The following is a 14,677-nucleotide window of genomic DNA, read 5'->3' as shown; positions in this document are numbered from 1 at the left end:
CAGATAACCGGCCGATCCGGCTATCGCAAGTGGCCCCATAAATCGGGAGGAACAACAATGACCCGCATCACCGACCTTCGCGTCTTCGATCTCCGCTTTCCCACCTCGCAAAGCCTGGATGGATCCGATGCGATGAATCCCGATCCCGACTATTCGGCCGCCTATGTCATCCTCGACACGGATGTCCCAGGCCTTGCCGGCCATGGCTTGACCTTCACCATCGGCCGCGGCAACGACATTTGCTGCATGGCGATCGAAGCGATGCGCCACCTCGTCGTCGGCGCCGACCTCGGCGAGGTGCTTGCCCATCCCGGCAAATTCTGGCGGCATCTGACCAGCGACAGCCAGTTGCGCTGGATCGGCCCGGAAAAGGGCGCCATTCACCTTGCAACCGGCGCGATCGTCAACGCCGTCTGGGATCTGCTCGCCAAACAGGCCGGCAAGCCGGTCTGGCGGCTGGTCGCCGAGATGTCGCCGGAAGAGATCGCCGATATCGTCGACTACCGCTACCTCACCGACGTGCTGACGCGTGACGAAGCGGTCGCTATCCTCAAGAAGGCGGAAGCCGGCAAGGCGGAACGGGTCGCCACCCTCGAAAAGGAGGGCTACGCCTGCTACACGACCTCGGCCGGCTGGCTGGGTTACGAGGACGAGAAATTACGCCGGCTCTGCCAGGAAGCGATCGATGCCGGCTTCAACCATATCAAGATGAAGGTCGGCCGCGATCTCGAAGACGATATCCGGCGTCTGAGGATCGCCCGCGAAGTGATCGGTCCCGATCGTTACCTGATGATCGACGCCAACCAAGTCTGGGATGTCGACCAGGCGATCGACTGGGTCAGGGCGCTTGCTTTCGCCAAGCCCTTCTTCATTGAGGAACCCACAAGCCCCGACGATGTCGCCGGCCACCGCAAGATCCGCCAGGCAATCAGCCCGGTGAAGGTCGCGACCGGCGAGATGTGCCAGAACCGCATCATGTTCAAGCAGTTCATTGCCGAGGGCGCGATCGACATCGTCCAGATCGATTCCTGCCGTATGGGAGGGCTGAACGAGGTCCTATCCGTCCTGCTGATCGCCGCCAAGTTCGGCCTGCCGGTCTGGCCGCATGCCGGCGGCGTCGGCCTCTGCGAATATGTGCAGCATCTGTCGATGATCGATTACATCGCGGTATCCGGCACCAAGGATGGCCGCGTGATCGAATATGTCGATCATCTCCATGAACACTTCCTCGACCCCTGCCGGATCGACAACGCCGCCTATATGCCGCCCACCCTGCCGGGCTTCTCCATCGAGATGAAACCGGCCTCGATCAGCGGCTACACATTTCGAGGCTGAGGAACCAGCGCCGGTGGCGCGCTCGTCCCGCCAGAACCCGGAGAAGGAATTCGCGGCTCTCAAACCAGCATCGACTGCTGGGCGAAGATACCCGCCATCGCGCCTTGCCATGATGCCGTGGTGACCGAGGGCATTCCGGGATTGGCGAGGTCGCCGGCGGCGTAGATGCCAGGCATGCTGGTCTCGCGGCGCTCATCGACCTTGAGGGCGATGCCGCTGGGCGTATCGACTGTGGCGAGGCCCAGTGATTCATGCAGACTGGCGGACGGTTTGTTGCGCGGATGGGCGAACAGGATGTCGACCGCGACATCGGGGCCGGTATCGAGTTTGACGGCGGCGCTGTGGCCCCCGTGATGGACGATCCCGGTGATCCGGCCCTCGACGACAGGTATGTTGCGAGGTGCGAGATCGGCCCGGATATCGGGCGGAATGTCATGACCATCGGCGAACAGCGTCAACCTGTCGGTCCAATCGTGGAAAAGCCTGGCCTGATTGTGCGACTGCCGGCCGGACCAGACGAGGCCCCAATGCTGGCCGGCGACTTCAAAGCCGTCGCAATAGGGGCAGGGCACGATGGAGGTGCCCCAGCTTTCGGCAAAGCCCGGAACATCAGGCATCTGGTCCACGATGCCATAGCTCAGGATCACGCGGCGCGCCGTGAGGCTTTCGCCATCGCCAGTGAGGACGGAGAAGTTGTCGATGCCGCCGGAGACACTTTCGGCCCGGGCACTGACGAGCTTGATCGTGGGATAACGCGCCAGCTGCCGCCGCGCCTCGGCCAGGATGTCCAGCGGCGGCTTTTAGATTCAGGTTAGAAAAGCCTCCCATCATTTCTCGCCCCTCGACATATCCGTAAATTCAACCTGCCCGCGAGCACCGAACGCCACTGAGAGAGCAAGGGGGGCCGCCGAAAGCGGTTTCTTAACCTCGCACCCAATAAAGAAGCTCACATCTGGAAGCTGATCGGTTTCTGATTTTTCGATTCTGAAGCAATTCGCAAACTGTAGTCGATCAGCCTCCCCAAATTCGGCAAGGTATTTCTTTAATATATCTATTGTCTGTTCTTTCGGGCTCTTATGTGACTGGAGAGATCCGCCGTATATATAAATAACCACAATACAAAATACGAAGGATACTACTATCCTGCGATATAGAGTCTTACCAGACTGAAGGTTCATACTGTGCCTGTAGATGCGACTGATTTACGATGGCCCTACCTTCCCTAGCTCCGGTGTAAACCTCAAGTCAACTTGCTTAGATCTGCAAAGTAACACACGAGCTCGTTGGCTAGCGGCTATGTTCACACATCTAACATCTTCCGCCCCGAACGGACCTTTACCGAAACAGCAGATTTTTTGCCGGCGACCCCGTGAACTCGATCTCCACGGCCTAACAATTTCGCCGCCATCCTCTCCACTGTAGCGAATTCTCGTGTGGGCTCGATGGTCAACGGCTGCGTGCCATCGCACCGAAAAGTTGAACCTTCCAGCTAATTTGGGTTAATAATCGATCTTTGTGCCGGTACGGCCCTATGCGCCACCGTCCTTTTCAGCGCTCGCCGCCATATGATTAAGCTCGTCCCAGAGGCTTTCGGCGAAGCTGCGCAGAACGGTGAGTTCGAAGCTGTCATCGCCGGTGCGGGCGATCTGTACGGAGATGTGACCCATCATGGTCATCGCCGAACTGCCTTCCGCAAAGACGGCGGGATCGAGATCGACTGCGGTGCCCTTTGAAAGAAGCACGCGCGAAGACCCTCCGGAAATGCCGATGCGGACGCGACCGTGGCTCTGGTCCATGACGAAGGCCTTTCCAGCAAGGGCCGCCGCAAGCGCGTCCAGACCGGCAGGCGAGAGCGGCTCGTCGCCGGCGACGAACCATTGGCGGAAGCCGGCCTTGCGGATCGAACTTTTCGCAAGGCCTATCTTCGCCAGTTCGGCGGCAAGTGCGGTCGGCTCGATTGCGCCGAGCACGTGCAGGAGATGGCCCTCCGGCAAAGCTTCCAGCCGGAGGCCGGGTCCTGCCATGCCGCTATATCTGGCTCCTGCGAGAACCGGTCTGTGCTGGGGAAGTTCAGGCATGGAGCTTCTCGTTTTCGGGATCGATGAAGACGGGATGGCAGAGCACCGCATCGGTGATTTCGTTGCGCAGGCCGTTCCAGACCGTCACCTTTTCGCCGATGCGCTCCGGCCCGCGCCGGACGAGCGCCAGGCCGATCGTATGGCCGAGGCTCGGCGAGAAGGCGCTCGAGGTGACATAACCCTGGTCGTTTTCGAGCGTCGCCGCTGCGCCCTCGGCAAGGATATGCGAGCCGGTGCGAAAGCCGCTTGCCGGATTGAGCGGCTTGACACCGACGAGGCGCGGGCGCTCGGGATCCTGCAGGCCTTCGCGGGCGAGCATCGCCTTGCCGATGAAATCCGGCTTGGTCGATGAAACCATGCGGCCGAAGCCGAGATCGCCTGGGGTGACCGTGCCGTTGATCTCGGCATGGGTGACGTGGCCCTTTTCGATGCGCATGACACCGAGCGCTTCCGCGCCATAGGCTGAGATGCCGTGCTTCTCGCCTGACGCCATGATGGCATCGGCAACGCTTTCGCCGTAGCCGGCCGGCACCGCCAGCTCGTAAGCCAGTTCGCCCGAGAAGGAGATCCGGAAGAGCCGGCCTTCGAGGCGGCCTGCAAATAGCGACACCTTGCGGGCGCTCATGAAGGGGAAGGCCGCATCGGAAAGATCCTCGTCGACGATTTCCGAGAGGATCGCGCGCGACTTCGGCCCGGCGACGGCCATCTGCGCCCATTGATCGGTCGAGGAGGCGAAGTAGACGTCGAGTTCCGGCCACAGCGTCTGGGCGCAGAATTCGAGATGGGTCAGCACGCCGGCGGCCAGCGCCGTCGTCGTCGTCATGAAGAAGTGGTCGTCGCTGAAGCGGCTGGTGGTGCCGTCGTCATAGATGAAGCCGTCCTCGCGCAGCATGATGCCGTAGCGCGCCTTGCCGACCGCCAGCTTGGCAAAACCGTTGCAATAGACGCGATCGAGGAAGGTCGCTGCATCCTTGCCGAAGATTTCGATCTTGCCGAGAGTCGAGACGTCGCAGAGGCCGGCATTTTTGCGGATGTTCAGCACCTCGCGGTCGACGCTTTGACGCCAGGTCGTTTCGCCGGCGCGCGGGAACCAGGAGGAGCGGTACCAGAGGCCGGTTTCGACGAAGACCGCGCCGTTCTTTTTCGCCCAGCCATGCAACGGCGATTTGCGCGCCGGCTGGAAATCCTTGCCGCGCGATGCCCCCGTCAAAGCGCCGAAGGAGACAGGTGTGTAGAAGGGACGGAAGGTCGTCGTGCCCACCTCGGCAGGCGAGACGCCGCGCGCCTCGGCAAGAATGCCGATGGCGTTGATGTTGGAAAGCTTGCCCTGATCGGTCGCCATGCCTGATGTGGTGTAACGCTTGGCAAGTTCGACATGGCCGTAACCTTCGCGGACGGCGAGGCCGAGATCTTTGAGATGCACGTCGTTTTGGTAATCGACGAAAGCCTTGCCCTTCGAACCTTTGACGGACCAGAGCGACTTCGTGCGCTGAGCCGTGTCGGTGGCTGAGGCAAAGGCCGGTTCAGCTGCGAAACCAATCGCGTTCAGGGCAGCGGCCGCCTTTGCCGCTCCATCACCGAGGCAGGCTGCAGTCTGCGCAAGACCGGCAGCCGCGCCGGCAACGGCAAGACCATCCTGCGCAGCCGGCGCCAGAAACGCCGCAATCTCGTTCGACCATTGCGGTTTGCCGCCGCGATGGCAGGCAAGATGGATGACCGGGCTCCAGCCCCCCGACATGGCAAGTGCATCGGCTTCAATCCGGCGAATGCCGTCTTCGGCTTTAACGCTGACGCCGCGCAGACGCCGGCCGCCATGGGCATCGATAATCCGCGCGCCCCTCAGCACCTCGGCGCGGCCCGGCCAGTTCTTGCCGCCGTCGGGGCGGCTGTCGGCGATCGCCGCAACTCGAAGGCCGGCGGATTCGAGGTCAGCGGCGGTGTCATATCCGCTATCGTTGGTGGTGAAGATCACCGTGCCTCGGCCCGGCGCGACCGCCTGCCGGTTGAGATAGCTACGCATGGCGCCTGACATCATCACGCCGGGAATATCGTTGCCGCCGAAGACCAGCGGCCGCTCCTCGGCCCCTGTCGCCAGGATCGCCTGGCGGGCGACGATGCGCCACAATCGTTCGACGGGGCCCTCGGGATCGGGCAGCGCCACATGCTTCTGCACACGTTCGACGGCGCCGAAGACATTGTCGTCGTACCAGCCGAACACGGTCATGCGCGGCAGGCGGCGCACATTCGAAAGCCCTTCGAGTTCGGCCAGCAACTCGCCGAGAAGGGCGTCCGCCGGCTTGCCATCGACGGCGCCATTGTCCGAGAGCAGGCTGCCGCCGAGTTCGGGTCCTTCGTCGGCGAGGATGACGCGCGCGCCGGCGCGCCCGGCCGTCAGCGCCGCGGCGAGGCCGGCAGGGCCGGCGCCGATCACCAGCAGGTCGCAATGCGCCCAGCATTTCTCATAGGCATCGGGATCGGCTTCGTAGGAGGAGCGGCCGAGGCCCGCCGCCTTGCGGATCACCGGCTCGTAGAGCTTTTCCCAGAGGGCTGCCGGCCACATGAAGGTCTTGTAGTAGAAACCGGCGCTGAGGAAAGGCGAGAGCAGGCCGTTGACCGCACCGACATCGAAACCGAGCGAGGGCCAGCGGTTCTGGCTCTTGGCCGTCAGCCCCTCATAAAGCTCGATCATCGTCGCGCGTGTGTTCGGTTCGGTGCGCCCGCCGCTGCCTGTCGTCACCAGCGCGTTCGGTTCGGCGGCCCCCGCCGTCAGAATGCCGCGCGGGCGGTGATATTTGAAGCTGCGGCCGACGAGCTGGATACCGTTGGCCAGCAGCGCCGAGGCGAGCGTATCGCCCGAATGGCCTTGCAGCGCCTTGCCGTCGAAGGTGAAGCCGATTGTCCTGGCCCGGTCGATGCGGCCGCCGGAGGAAAGACGAAAGCTCGTCATGCCGGTTCTCCGCCGAGCTTGGCAAGGGCGGCATCCCTGACGCCGTGGACCTTATGGGTGACGGTATCGCGCTCGACGATCAGCCAGCGGCGGCATCCGGAGGAATGGTGCCAATATTCGCTATGCCGGCCCTTCGGATTGTCACGCAGATAGACATAGTCGTACCAGACATCTGCGCCGGCATCCGGCGCCGGCCGGACAAGGTTCGCATCGCCGCGGATCGAGAATTCCTCCTTGGGCCGGACGCCGCAATGAGGACATGAAATCAGGCTTGCCATCGTCTAAATGTCCTCAATGCAGGTTGGGCTGGGCGCCGACGCCCTTTTCGTCGATAGGGTAGCCGCGCGCGAAGCGGTCGAGCCGGAAGGCGCGCGCCGTCTGGTGCGGCGTGTTGCGGGCAATCAGATGGGCGTAACAGAAGCCGGAGGCGGGCGTGGCCTTGAAGCCGCCGTAACACCAGCCGGCGTTGAGATAGAGATTGTCGATATGGGTACGGTCGATGATCGGCGAGCCGTCCATGCTCATGTCCATCACCCCGCCCCAGGAGCGCAGGTAGCGCAGGCGCGACAGCGACGGGATCATCGCGATCCCGGCTTCGGCCACATGCTCGACGGTCGCGAGATTGCCGCGCTGCGCATAGGAATTGTAGCCGTCGATATCGCCGCCGAAGACCAACCCGCCCTTGTCGGACTGGGACACATAGAAATGCCCGGCCCCGAAGGTGACGACATGGTCGATGAAAGGTTTCAGCCCTTCGGAGACGAAGGCCTGCAGCACATGGCTTTCGATCGGCAGGCGAAAGCCGGCCATATCGGCGACGACGGTGGAATTGCCGGCCGCCGCCAGCGCCAGCTTGCCGCAGCCGATGAAGCCCCTGCTGGTCTCGACACCGGTCACCTTCCCGTTTTCGGTGCGGATGCCGGTGACTTCGCATTGGGTGATGATGTCGACGCCGCGGTTGTCTGCGCCGCGGGCATAACCCCAGGCGACCGCGTCGTGGCGCACCGTGCCGCCGCGCGGCTGGTATAGACCACCCATGACGGGGAAACGGGCATTGTCGAAATCGAGGAACGGAAGCTTCTTGCGCACCGCCTGCCGGTCGAGCAGCTCGGCATCGACGCCGTGCAGCCGCATGGCGTTGCCGCGGCGCGTATAGGCGTCGCGCTGCGCGTCGGAATGGAAGAGGTTCAGTACGCCGCGCTGCGAGACCATGGCGTTGAAGTTGAAGTCTTGCTCCAGTCCTTCCCAGAGCTTCATCGACAGTTCGTAGAAGGGATTGTTGCCCGGCAACAGGTAGTTCGACCGGATGATCGTGGTGTTCCTGCCGATATTGCCGGAGCCGAGATAGCCCTTTTCGAGCACGGCGACATTGGTGATGCCGAACTCCTTGGCGAGATAATAGGCGGTGGCAAGGCCGTGACCGCCGCCGCCGACGATGACGACGTCGTAATGCGGCTTCGGCGCCGGATCGCGCCAGGCGGGCGCCCAGCCTTTGTTGCCGCGAAGGCCGTTCAAAAAAATCGAAAGAGCGGAATAGCGCATGGGTCACCCGGAAAGAACGGAAGCATGATGCCAGAAAGAAGCGGGCAGACTTGCACAATAGGGACATGAATCGCTAAGAAAGGGACATGTCCTCACTTGATAGCAGAAATGTTCAGACGATCGGCTTCATCCTGGTTCCTGGATTTGCGCTGATGTCCTATGCCTCGGCAACGGAGCCGTTGCGGGCGGCAAATTTGCTGGCGGGCCGCGAGATCTATCGGCTACAGATCTTCTCGCCGGATGGCGCATCGGCACTCTCTTCCTCCGGCATCAGCGTACCCGCCGAACCTCTGCCCGTCAGAGGCTCGGGGCTCGGAACGGCCTTCGTCTGCGCCGGCGGTTCGCCGCGCGACTGGCGATATCCCGGCGTGCTTGCCTGTTTGCGGCAGCTGTCGCGCGAAGGTGTGAGGATCGGCGGCATCTCGGGCGGTCCCTATCTAATGGCCGCCGCCGGACTGCTCGGCGGCCGCGACTTCACCATCCATTGGGAGCATGCGGCAGCCCTTCTCGAAGCCTTTCCGGATCTCACGCCGCGCCAGGCACGCTTCGTGATCGACGGCAACAGGATTACCTGCGGCGGCGGCATCGCTCCACTTGACATGATGCATGTGCTGATCGCCGAGCGCATGGGCCCGGATTTCGCCCGTCGCGTCAGCGACTGGTATCTTCACACGGAGGTCAACGAGCCGGCAGCACCACAGCGTGCGTCGCTTGCCGAGCGCTACGGTGTCCACCACCCCGGCTTGCTCAGCGTTCTCGAACGAATGGAGGAGACGATCGAGATGCCGCTCGAGCGTGCCGCCATGGCGCGGATCGCCGGCGTCACCACCCGCCATCTCGACCGGCTGTTTGCGGCCCACCTCGGCACCAGCTTCCTCGATCAATACCACAGGATCAGGCTGCAGCATGCCCATCGCCTGCTGAAGCAGAGCCCGCTTTCCGTCTCGGAGATCGCGGTTGCCACCGGCTTTTCCAGCCTCAGCCATTTTTCCCGGATGTTCCGTAGCGCCTACGGCGTCACTCCGCGTGAGGCGCGGCGGGAATAGTTTTCTTCACGGTTGAGGAAATTTCACTATGACGATAGGATTGCATCCGAACAAAAGCGCAGGCGGCAGGGGAAAATCCATGAAATCCAAGCGAGAAGCGGCGGAGCAGCCGGAACAGCCGCATGGCGGCCGTGCTGCCTTTTCCCAGGACCCGCACGCCGTTCGGGAACCGAAGGAAAACAACCTCGAAATGGCAATCGGCCATGAGGTGCGCGCCTACCGCAAGAAACTCGGCATCACCGTCACCGATCTCGCGGCCGCGACCGGCATTTCGCTCGGCATGCTGTCGAAGATCGAGAACGGCAATATCTCGCCGTCGCTGACGACGCTGCAATCGTTGTCGCGGGCGCTCGGCGTGCCGCTGACCGCCTTTTTCCGCCGCTTCGAGGAGCCGCGCAATGCCGTCTTCGTCAAGGCGGGGCAGGGCGTCGAACTCGAACGGCGCGGCACCCGCGCCGGCCACCAATATAATCTGCTCGGCCATATCGACAACAATACCAGCGGGGTCATCGTCGAGCCCTATCTGATCACGCTGACGGCCGATTCCGACATCTTCCCGACCTTCCAGCACGAGGGCATGGAGTTTCTCTATATGCTCGAAGGCGAGGTGGTCTACCGCCACGGCGACCAGCTTTTCCAGATGCAGCCGGGCGACAGCCTGTTCTTCGACGCCGATGCGCCGCATGGGCCGGAACAGTTGGTGAAACTGCCGAGCAAATACCTGTCGATCATCAGTTATCCCCAGCAGAGCTCGCGGAGCTGAATTGCCTTAGAGGAAAACTTTATTCTTCCCAGTTGATGTCCCGATAGAGACCTGCTACTCCTTTGTCAACATGAACGGAGGCACGCGCCATGTGCGGCATTGTAGGACTGTTCCTCAAGGACAAGAGCCTTGAACCCCAGCTCGGGAATCTGCTCTCGGATATGCTGATCACCATGACCGATCGCGGCCCGGACTCGGCCGGAATCGCGATCTATGGCGGCTCCGCAGCGGGCAAGGCAAAGATCACCGTCCAGTCCAGCAATCCAGGGGCGGACTTCGAAGGCCTCGCCGGCGACCTGGAGAAAGCCGGCATCAAGGCCCATGTGTGGATCAAAAGCACGCATGCGGTCATCGAGCTCGATGCTTCCAAGCTTGCAGAGGTGCGCGAGGCGCTCGAACGGATCCGCCCGGCAGTCCGCCTCATGGGCTCGGGCGAAAGCGTCGAGATCTATAAGGAAATCGGCCTTCCCAAGGACGTCGTGGCGCGCTTCGGCGTCCGCGCGATGAGCGGAACCCACGGCATCGGCCATACCCGCATGGCGACCGAATCCGCCGTCACCACGCTCGGCGCCCACCCGTTCTCGACCGGCGCCGACCAGTGCCTGGTGCACAACGGTTCGCTGTCCAACCACAACAATCTGCGCCGCGAACTGGTGCGCGAAGGCATGACCTTCGAGACGCAGAACGATTCCGAAGTCGCCGCCGCCTATCTGACGGCCGAAATGGCCAAGGGCAAGGATCTCGGCCAGGCGCTGACCGGCGCGCTTGACGATCTCGATGGCTTCTTCACCTTCGTCGTCGGCACCAAGTCCGGCTTCGGCGTGGTGCGCGACCCCATCGCCTGCAAGCCCGCCGTCATGGCCGAGACCGACCAGTACGTCGCCTTCGGTTCGGAATACCGCGCGCTGGTCAATCTTCCCGGCATCGAGAATGCCCGTGTCTGGGAGCCGGAGCCGGCAACTGTCTACTTCTGGGATCACGACAAGGCCGCCTGAGGGGCGCCTGAAAGCCAAGAGGCGGCGCAGACCGCCTCCCGGACAAACGAGGCTTCCAACGAGGAATCAATGCCCACATTCGATCTTTCCAGCACCCCTCTTCGCGAACTGAACAGCGCGCTGCACGCTCTTTCCAAAGGCGCCAACGACACTGAGTTCGAGGTCATCAACCCGCGCGGCAGCCATGCCGTCGCCGTCGGCATCGACAGCCCAGTGACGGTCGCTGTCAGGGGATCGGTCGGCTATTACTGCGCCGGCATGAATGACGGCGGCAAGGTGACGGTTCATGGCTCGGCCGGTCCGGGTGTTGCCGAAAACATGATGTCCGGCACCGTCGTCATCGAGGGCGACGCCAGCCAATATGCTGGCGCGACCGGCCGGGGTGGCCTGCTGGTCATCAAGGGCAATGCCGCGTCGCGCTGTGGCATTTCGATGAAGGGCATCGACATCGTCGTTCATGGCAGCATCGGCCACATGTCGGCCTTCATGGGCCAGTCCGGCCATCTCGTCGTGCTAGGCGACGCCGGCGATGCGCTCGGTGATTCGCTCTACGAAGCCAAGCTGTTCGTCCGCGGCGAGGTCAAGAGCCTCGGCTCCGACTGTATCGAGAAAGAGATGCGGCCGGAGCATCTGGAGAAGCTTGCCGAACTCCTCGACAAGGCGGGGGTGACGGACGTCAGACCCGAAGAGTTCAAGCGCTACGGATCGGCCCGCAAGCTCTACAATTTCAACATCGACAACGCCGACGCATACTGAGGCGAGGGACACTCATGAGCTATCACAACCCCTATACCCCGCCACGCAAGTCCGCGACTTTCGACGACTACACACTTGCCGAAATCCGCCGCGCGGCGGCGACCGGCATCTATGACATCCGCGGCGCCGGCACCAAGCGCAAGGTTCCGCATTTCGACGACCTGCTGTTTCTCGGCGCCTCAATCTCGCGCTACCCGCTCGAGGGTTACCGCGAGAAGTGCGACACGACTGTGGTGCTCGGCTCGCGTTTCGCCAAGAACCCGATCACGCTGAAGACGCCGATCACCATCGCCGGCATGAGCTTCGGTGCGCTGTCCGGCAACGCCAAGGAGGCGCTCGGTCGGGGTGCGACGATCGCGGGCACGTCGACCACGACGGGCGACGGCGGCATGACCGATGAAGAGCGCGGCCATTCGCAGACGCTGGTCTACCAATATCTGCCCTCGCGCTACGGTATGAACCCGAAGGACCTGCGCCGTGCCGACGCGATCGAAGTCGTGGTCGGCCAGGGCGCCAAACCCGGCGGCGGCGGCATGCTCCTCGGCCAGAAGATCTCCGACCGCGTCGCCAATATGCGCAACCTGCCGAAGGGCATCGATCAGCGCTCGGCCTGCCGCCATCCGGACTGGACCGGCCCCGATGATCTGGAAATCAAGATCATGGAGCTGCGTGAGATCACCGATTGGGAAAAGCCGATCTACGTCAAGGTCGGCGGCGCGCGTCCCTATTACGACACCGCTCTTGCCGTGAAGGCCGGCGCCGATGTCGTCGTGCTCGACGGCATGCAGGGCGGCACGGCGGCGACGCAGGACGTCTTCATCGAGAATGTCGGCATGCCGACGCTCGCCTGCATTCGCCCGGCCGTGCAGGCGCTGCAGGATCTCGGCATGCACCGAAAGGTGCAGCTCATCATATCAGGCGGCATCCGCTCGGGCGCCGACGTGGCGAAGGCGCTGGCGCTCGGCGCCGATGCGGTCGCGATCGGCACGGCGGCGCTCGTCGCCATCGGCGACAATGATCCGCGCTGGGAAGAGGAATATCAGAAGCTCGGCACCACGGCCGGAGCCTATGACGATTGGCACGAAGGCAAGGATCCGGCCGGCATCACCACCCAGGACCCGGAGCTCGCAAAACGCCTGGACCCGGTTGCGGCCGGCCGCCGTCTCGCCAACTACCTCAAGGTCATGACGCTCGAGGCCCAGACGATCGCGCGCGCCTGCGGCAAGAACCACCTGCACAATCTCGAGCCGGAAGACCTCGTCGCGCTGACGATCGAGGCATCGGCCATGGCGCAGGTGCCGCTCGCCGGCACCAACTGGATTCCCGGCAAGGGAGGCTTCTGATTTCTACCGGCCGGGCCAAAGTCCCGGCCGTCTCATCTCCATAACCAAAGTGTCTCGAAGAAATCCAAAGGGGAACGAGAATGACACTGGACCTTGCTGCTTTTGCGAGAGACAAAGGCATCAAATATTTCATGATCAGCTATACCGACCTGTTCGGCGGTCAACGCGCCAAGCTGGTCCCGGCAGAAGCCATCGCCGACATGCAGAAGGATGGCGCCGGCTTTGCAGGCTTTGCAACCTGGCTCGATCTGACGCCGGCCCATCCGGACCTGTTTGCGGTTCCCGATGCTTCCTCCGTCATCCAATTGCCCTGGAAGAGAGACGTCGCATGGGTCGCCGCCGACTGCGTCATGGACGATCAGCCTGTCGAACAGGCACCGCGTGTCGTGCTGAAAAGACTGGTGGCTGAAGCTGCGCAGGAAGGGCTCCGGGTGAAGACCGGCGTGGAGCCCGAATTCTTTCTCATCTCTGCTGATGGTTCGGTGATTTCAGACGAGTTCGATACCGCCGAGAAGCCTTGCTACGACCAGCAGGCCGTGATGCGTCGGTACGATGTCATCGCCGAGATCTGCGACTATATGCTGGAACTCGGCTGGAAGCCCTATCAGAACGACCACGAGGATGCGAACGGCCAGTTCGAGATGAACTGGGAATATGACGATGTCCTGAAGACGGCGGACAAGCACTCCTTCTTCAAGTTCATGGTCAAGTCGGTCGCCGAAAAACACGGTCTTCGCGCCACCTTCATGCCGAAGCCCTTCAAGGGCCTGACCGGAAACGGCTGCCATGCCCACATCTCGGTCTGGGACATCGACGGCAGGGTCAACGCCTTCGCCGACAAGGAAATGGCCTTCGGCCTCTCCGCGCAGGGGAAAACCTTCCTCGGCGGCATCATGAAGCACGCTTCGGCGCTTGCTGCCATCACCAATCCGACGGTCAATTCCTACAAGCGCATAAACGCGCCGCGCACGACCTCGGGCGCGACATGGTCGCCGAACACCGTGACGTGGACGGGCAACAACCGCACTCACATGGTGCGCGTGCCGGGGCCCGGGCGCTTCGAGCTGCGCCTGCCGGACGGTGCGGTCAATCCATATCTCTTACAGGCGATCATCATCGCGGCCGGCCTCGACGGCATCCGCAGCCAGGCAGACCCCGGCCAGCACTATGATATCGATATGTATGCCGAGGGACACCTGGTGAAGGACGCGCCGCGCCTGCCGCTCAACCTGCTCGATGCGCTGCGCGCCTTTGATGCCGACGAAGGCCTGAAGGCGGCAATCGGGGCTGAGTTTTCCTCCGCCTATCTCAAGCTCAAGCACCGGGAATGGAATGCCTACTGCTCGCATTTCACCCAGTGGGAACGCGACAGCACGCTCGATATCTGAGCAGCCGGACCGACGTCTTCGCCATGCCGGGTTGGACAGCTCGGCATGACCGGACTCTCTATACCTGAAAGGGTGAAGGAAGAGACAGCATGAAGAGCTTCGTACTCACCGTATCCTGCAAATCGACGCGCGGCATCGTTGCGGCGATTTCGAGCTATCTGGCCGACAAAGGCTGCAACATCATCGACTCCAGCCAGTTCGACGATCTCGATACCGGCAGGTTCTTCATGCGCGTCAGCTTCATTTCGGAAGAGGGACTGTCGGGCTCCGCCATCAGCGCCGATTTTGCCGCCGTCGCCGCGCCCTTCGAGATGGATTACGACTTCCACGACAGCGAGAGCCGCATGAAGGTGCTGCTGATGGTGTCGCGCTTCGGCCATTGCCTCAACGACCTGCTCTACCGCTGGAAGATCGGGGCGCTGCCGATCGACATCGTCGGCGTCGTCTCCAACCATTTCGATTACCAGAAGGTCGTCGTCAACCA

At 62.6% G+C, this 14,677-nt stretch carries 12 protein-coding genes and 1 pseudogene; 8 read left to right on the top strand and 5 right to left on the bottom strand.

The window, feature by feature from the left end:
• Nucleotides 1–57 precede the first annotated feature (57 nt).
• Entirely contained in the window at nucleotides 58–1,335 is a 1,278-nt protein-coding gene (locus tag HJB91_RS00065; RefSeq protein ID WP_221153251.1) for an L-fuconate dehydratase, read from the top strand.
• 59 nt (nucleotides 1,336–1,394) lie between these two features.
• Here HJB91_RS00065 and HJB91_RS00060 read toward each other — a convergent pair.
• The 5 genes and pseudogenes from HJB91_RS00060 to HJB91_RS00040 all read right to left on the bottom strand — a co-directional run.
• Nucleotides 1,395–2,135 (bottom strand): annotated as a pseudogene (locus HJB91_RS00060) (NAD(P)/FAD-dependent oxidoreductase); the annotation flags it as partial.
• Nucleotides 2,136–2,864: 729 nt separating this feature from the next.
• The gene (locus HJB91_RS00055) at nucleotides 2,865–3,413 is read right to left on the bottom strand and encodes a sarcosine oxidase subunit gamma family protein (RefSeq protein ID WP_210632439.1); all 549 of its coding nucleotides are present in this window, start codon (nucleotides 3,411–3,413) and stop codon (nucleotides 2,865–2,867) included.
• Nucleotides 3,406–6,360 (bottom strand): sarcosine oxidase subunit alpha family protein, encoded by a 2,955-nt coding sequence (locus tag HJB91_RS00050; protein ID WP_221153250.1) that lies wholly within the window; start codon nucleotides 6,358–6,360, stop codon nucleotides 3,406–3,408. Before HJB91_RS00050 ends, HJB91_RS00055 begins: the two co-directional genes overlap by 8 nt.
• Nucleotides 6,357–6,638, bottom strand: a complete 282-nt coding sequence (locus tag HJB91_RS00045; protein ID WP_210632437.1) for a sarcosine oxidase subunit delta — start codon at nucleotides 6,636–6,638, stop codon at nucleotides 6,357–6,359. Before HJB91_RS00045 ends, HJB91_RS00050 begins: the two co-directional genes overlap by 4 nt.
• A gap of 13 nt (nucleotides 6,639–6,651) precedes the next feature.
• Nucleotides 6,652–7,902 carry a sarcosine oxidase subunit beta family protein gene (locus tag HJB91_RS00040; RefSeq protein WP_210632436.1) on the bottom strand — a complete coding sequence of 417 codons (1,251 nt, stop codon included), beginning with the start codon at nucleotides 7,900–7,902 and terminating at the stop codon, nucleotides 6,652–6,654.
• Nucleotides 7,903–7,988: 86 nt separating this feature from the next.
• Between HJB91_RS00040 and HJB91_RS00035 the strand changes: the two genes are divergently transcribed.
• The 7 genes from HJB91_RS00035 to HJB91_RS00005 all read left to right on the top strand — a co-directional run.
• Entirely contained in the window at nucleotides 7,989–8,948 is a 960-nt protein-coding gene (locus HJB91_RS00035) for a GlxA family transcriptional regulator (RefSeq protein WP_210632435.1), read from the top strand.
• Between the two features lie 79 nt (nucleotides 8,949–9,027).
• Nucleotides 9,028–9,711 carry a helix-turn-helix domain-containing protein gene (locus HJB91_RS00030; protein WP_210632434.1) on the top strand — a complete coding sequence of 228 codons (684 nt, stop codon included), beginning with the start codon at nucleotides 9,028–9,030 and terminating at the stop codon, nucleotides 9,709–9,711.
• Between the two features lie 89 nt (nucleotides 9,712–9,800).
• The gene (locus tag HJB91_RS00025; RefSeq protein WP_210632433.1) at nucleotides 9,801–10,706 is read left to right on the top strand and encodes a glutamine amidotransferase family protein; all 906 of its coding nucleotides are present in this window, start codon (nucleotides 9,801–9,803) and stop codon (nucleotides 10,704–10,706) included.
• Nucleotides 10,707–10,775: 69 nt separating this feature from the next.
• Nucleotides 10,776–11,462 carry a GXGXG domain-containing protein gene (locus tag HJB91_RS00020; RefSeq protein ID WP_210632432.1) on the top strand — a complete coding sequence of 229 codons (687 nt, stop codon included), beginning with the start codon at nucleotides 10,776–10,778 and terminating at the stop codon, nucleotides 11,460–11,462.
• A gap of 14 nt (nucleotides 11,463–11,476) precedes the next feature.
• Nucleotides 11,477–12,805, top strand: coding sequence for an FMN-binding glutamate synthase family protein (locus tag HJB91_RS00015; RefSeq protein ID WP_210632431.1), 1,329 nt, complete (start codon nucleotides 11,477–11,479; stop codon nucleotides 12,803–12,805).
• Between the two features lie 80 nt (nucleotides 12,806–12,885).
• The gene (gene glnT, locus HJB91_RS00010; RefSeq protein ID WP_221153249.1) at nucleotides 12,886–14,193 is read left to right on the top strand and encodes a type III glutamate--ammonia ligase; all 1,308 of its coding nucleotides are present in this window, start codon (nucleotides 12,886–12,888) and stop codon (nucleotides 14,191–14,193) included.
• Between the two features lie 89 nt (nucleotides 14,194–14,282).
• Nucleotides 14,283–14,677, top strand: a 395-nt coding sequence (locus HJB91_RS00005; protein ID WP_221153248.1) for an ACT domain-containing protein, incomplete at its 3' end; no start/stop codon positions are given.

This window comes from Rhizobium sp. NLR10b, assembly GCF_019685435.1.
GTDB lineage: Bacteria > Pseudomonadota > Alphaproteobacteria > Rhizobiales > Rhizobiaceae > Rhizobium.
This window is presented reverse-complemented; position numbering and strand designations above follow the sequence as displayed.

What these genes read in the sequence shown, in the direction of transcription:
- HJB91_RS00040 (WP_210632436.1), bottom strand. Translation starts at nt 7,902, where the DNA reads ATGCGCTATTCCGCTCTTTCGATTTTTTTGAACGGCCTTCGCGGCAAC.
- HJB91_RS00015 (WP_210632431.1), top strand. Translation starts at nt 11,477, where the DNA reads ATGAGCTATCACAACCCCTATACCCCGCCACGCAAGTCCGCGACTTTC.
- glnT (WP_221153249.1), top strand. Translation starts at nt 12,886, where the DNA reads ATGACACTGGACCTTGCTGCTTTTGCGAGAGACAAAGGCATCAAATAT.
- HJB91_RS00050 (WP_221153250.1), bottom strand. Translation starts at nt 6,360, where the DNA reads ATGACGAGCTTTCGTCTTTCCTCCGGCGGCCGCATCGACCGGGCCAGG.
- HJB91_RS00055 (WP_210632439.1), bottom strand. Translation starts at nt 3,413, where the DNA reads ATGCCTGAACTTCCCCAGCACAGACCGGTTCTCGCAGGAGCCAGATAT.
- HJB91_RS00020 (WP_210632432.1), top strand. Translation starts at nt 10,776, where the DNA reads ATGCCCACATTCGATCTTTCCAGCACCCCTCTTCGCGAACTGAACAGC.
- HJB91_RS00030 (WP_210632434.1), top strand. Translation starts at nt 9,028, where the DNA reads ATGAAATCCAAGCGAGAAGCGGCGGAGCAGCCGGAACAGCCGCATGGC.
- HJB91_RS00025 (WP_210632433.1), top strand. Translation starts at nt 9,801, where the DNA reads ATGTGCGGCATTGTAGGACTGTTCCTCAAGGACAAGAGCCTTGAACCC.
- HJB91_RS00065 (WP_221153251.1), top strand. Translation starts at nt 58, where the DNA reads ATGACCCGCATCACCGACCTTCGCGTCTTCGATCTCCGCTTTCCCACC.
- HJB91_RS00045 (WP_210632437.1), bottom strand. Translation starts at nt 6,638, where the DNA reads ATGGCAAGCCTGATTTCATGTCCTCATTGCGGCGTCCGGCCCAAGGAG.
- HJB91_RS00035 (WP_210632435.1), top strand. Translation starts at nt 7,989, where the DNA reads ATGTCCTCACTTGATAGCAGAAATGTTCAGACGATCGGCTTCATCCTG.